This is a genomic window from Campylobacter concisus (genome assembly GCF_902460625.1).
In the GTDB taxonomy this organism is placed as follows: domain Bacteria; phylum Campylobacterota; class Campylobacteria; order Campylobacterales; family Campylobacteraceae; genus Campylobacter_A; species Campylobacter_A concisus_AD.
In genome coordinates, this window is sequence record NZ_CABPUT010000008.1 from 184008 (window position 1) to 187358 (window position 3351).

Annotated in this window: 2 protein-coding genes; both read left to right on the forward strand. The window is 41.4% G+C overall.

Annotated features, from left to right (window positions below; genetic code table 11):
- Nucleotides 1–1828 (forward strand): aryl-sulfate sulfotransferase (locus tag F3G69_RS07170; protein WP_223155895.1); only part of this gene is annotated, 1828 nt, incomplete at its 5' end.
- A 333-nt stretch (nucleotides 1829–2161) separates the two neighbouring features.
- Entirely contained in the window at nucleotides 2162–3061 is a 900-nt protein-coding gene (locus F3G69_RS07175) for an ABC transporter substrate-binding protein (protein WP_316342243.1), read from the forward strand.
- Nucleotides 3062–3351: the final 290 nt, after the last annotated feature.

Consider the following 3351-nt stretch of genomic DNA (forward strand, 5'->3'; position numbering starts at 1 on the left):
GACTTTGAGTTGTGTTGCGCTAGCTTCCGTGCTTTGCTCAAGCGCTTTTGCGATAGGTGGCCCAAGCGGAGCTAAACTAGACTATGCTATCACTGGGCAAATAGGCGAAGTAGTGGTAAATCCATATGATACAGCGCCACTTACAGCAGTCATTAAAAATGGTGGCTACACACTAAGCAATGCAAAAGTAACCATCGTACCAAAACAAGGCGGTCAGGTGATAAGCTACAAAGTGGCTGACAAGCATCTTCGCACACATGGCGGCATACCTGTTTTTGGCATGTATCCTGACTATCAAAATACCGTTGAAGTCGAGTACGACAAGAGCTACAAAGGTAAAACTGAACATATAAAAGAGAGCTATAAAATTTACGCTCCAGCCATCTACCTAGAAAGCTCAGGCACGCCAAATCAAAAGGGTGCGCTATTTGATAAGATCGAGGTTACTAAGCCTGCGAGTGCTAAATTTGCTAACCGCCTCTACTACGTAAATAACTTCGTAAATAAAACAGGCAAGGGCACAAAAGTCGTTTGGAACAACCCAGCTGGCGGTGCGATCGAGTGGAACTACAGCCCAAATAACTTCATCCTTGATACAAAAGGCGAGGTTAGATGGTACCTTGAGCCAAGTAAAATTTACGATCTTAAACAGCCATTTCACGCTGGCGTAATGATGGGCTTTAAGCAAAATGATGACGGCGCTATGACTTGGGGATATGGCCAAAGATACGCAAAATACGACATCATGGGTAGAGAAATTTTTAACCGCGAGCTACCAGCCAGCTACAACGACTTCTCTCACTCGATGGACGTAGCACAAAACGGACACTACTTCTTGCGAGTGGCAAATGCCGACTACAAAAGAGCTGACGGTAAAAACGTAAGAACAGTGCGCGACGTGATCGTTGAGCTTGACAGAGATGGCAACGTAGTTGATGACTTTAGACTATATGAAATCCTCGATCCTTACCGCGACATCGTGCTAAAAACGCTTGATCAAGGCGCAGTTTGCTTAAACATAGACGCTAAAAAAGCAGGTCACACTGCAAGCTCTGATGAGCTTCAGTCTATGGATACGCACGATAAGTGGGGCGATATAGTTGGCGCTGGTCCAGGACGCAACTGGGCGCACGTAAATAGCGTGGATTATGACCCAAGCGATGATAGTATCATCATCTCAAGCCGCCACCAAGATGCAGTTATCAAGATCGGCCGCGATAAACAAGTAAAATGGATCATGGGTGCCCACAAGGGTTGGAGCGATAAATTTAAAGATAAACTCCTTCAGCCAGTCGATAGCAAAGGCAACAAAATAGTCTGCGAAGATGAATACTCAAAATGCCCAGGATATGAAAGCGACAAAGGTGGCTTTGACTGGCAATGGACGCAGCACACTGCATTTAGGATAGATAGCAAGTCTAAAAAAGGCGAAATTTATCTAAGCGTCTTTGACAACGGTGACACAAGGGGCATGGAGCAACCAGCTATCGCTGGCATGAAATACTCTCGCGCAGTCGTTTATAAAATAGATGAAAAGAAAAAGACTGTTGAGCAGATCTGGGAGTACGGCAAAGAGCGTGGCAAAGAGTGGTATAGTTCGGTCACTAGCCTTACGCAGTATCAAGATGACCTTGATAGCGTGATGGTCTACTCAGCCGTTGCTGGTATGCAGTTTGACATCGCAAAAGGTCGCCCAGTAGGACTTCCTAGCCCACACATCGATGAGTTTGAGTGGGGCGCAAAAGAGCCTAGCATCGAGATAAAGATGACAAATGCTATGGGCTATCAGGCGTTTCCATTTAGCTTGCAAAAAGCTTTTGAGAAATAATCTCTCTTTTCTCCCTTTTTTGCCAAGTGCAAGAAGGGGAGTCCTTGCTATAAATTTAATCTATCAATAACAGATAAAAATCCACATTCACTCATAAATTTTAAAGCTCTAAATTAGAAATTTATATTGTAAAGATATTGTTTATTAAGGCGATAACATATAGCATTAGCACTTATATATAAAAATATATATTTAATATAAGGAGAAAAAATGAAAAAATTTTTCATGGCTTTAGTGGTGCTGTTTGCAGGCCTTTTGCTTAATGCAGCTGAGTTTAGAGATGTCAAGGACATCACTGGCGACGTCGTAAAAGTCCCCGCAAAAGTATAAAAAATCGCCACGCTTTGGTATGCGAACAATCAAATCATATTAATGCTAGGCGGCGCGGACAAGATAGTAGCGACCACCGATCTAATCAAAAACAACAAATGGTTTGCACATATTTATCCTAGGATTTCAAGCATACCAAACGGCGTAAACGGCAAAGATTTACAAGTAGAAGAGCTAATCAAACTAAGCCCGGACGTCGTCATAGCCGCCGATAAAAAGAACAAAGAAGAGCTAACCAAAAACGGCTTTACCGTGCTTTATCCGTCATTTACGAATCATGCGGATATGAAAAAGAGCGTATCTATAATGGCTAAGGTCATAGGAGGCGACGCGCCGAAAATCGCGGAGAAATTTAACGAGTATTTTGACGGCAACCTTAAAAAAGTGCTAAGTAAAACGGATAAGATCGCTGCGCCAGATAGACCTAAAGTACTTCACATAGCAGACGGCAAGAATTTATTTAAGGTTGATGGCGCAAATACGATCATAGATGAGTGGATAAGAGTCGCAGGTGGCCAAAACGCGGTACAAAAAGCAGGAAATATGCTTGAAATCAATGCCGAGGAGATACCAAATATGAACCCTGATGTCATCATCATAGGCAGAGCCAAAGCTCCAGAAATTTTGAAAAAAATATACGAAAATCCTATCTACGCAGATACTAACGCTGTAAAAAATAAAAGAGTTTACGTAAATCCAACTGGCGTTTTTAGCTGGGATAGATATGGAGCCGAGGGGGCTTTGCAAATTTTATGGGCGGCTAAGACCTTGCATCCCGAGCTTTTTGGGGATTTGGATTTGCGTGCGGAAACGAAGAAATTTTATAAAGAATTTTTACACTACGAGCTAAGCAATGATGAAGTAAATTACATCTTAAATGGCTTAGACCCAACTGGAAAATAGTTTATCCTTGCGGCGGTAAATTTATCTACATTTACCGCCAAATTTTAATCCATTTTCAGCCTTTATTTATCATCCAGACTTACTGATTAAATAACTAAAATTTTGTAGATTTGATGCTAATTAAAAAGATAAACAATGTATGAAAAAATTTAATGACAAGAAAGAATATCCCAAAGGAATTTCCTTTGGGATTAAAAGTATAGATATTAAAGTACGTGTATTTGATCTTGAACTTCGATTGTAGTTGTGCCACTAGTATAAGTAGTATAACCACCAGAACTAGCACCTTT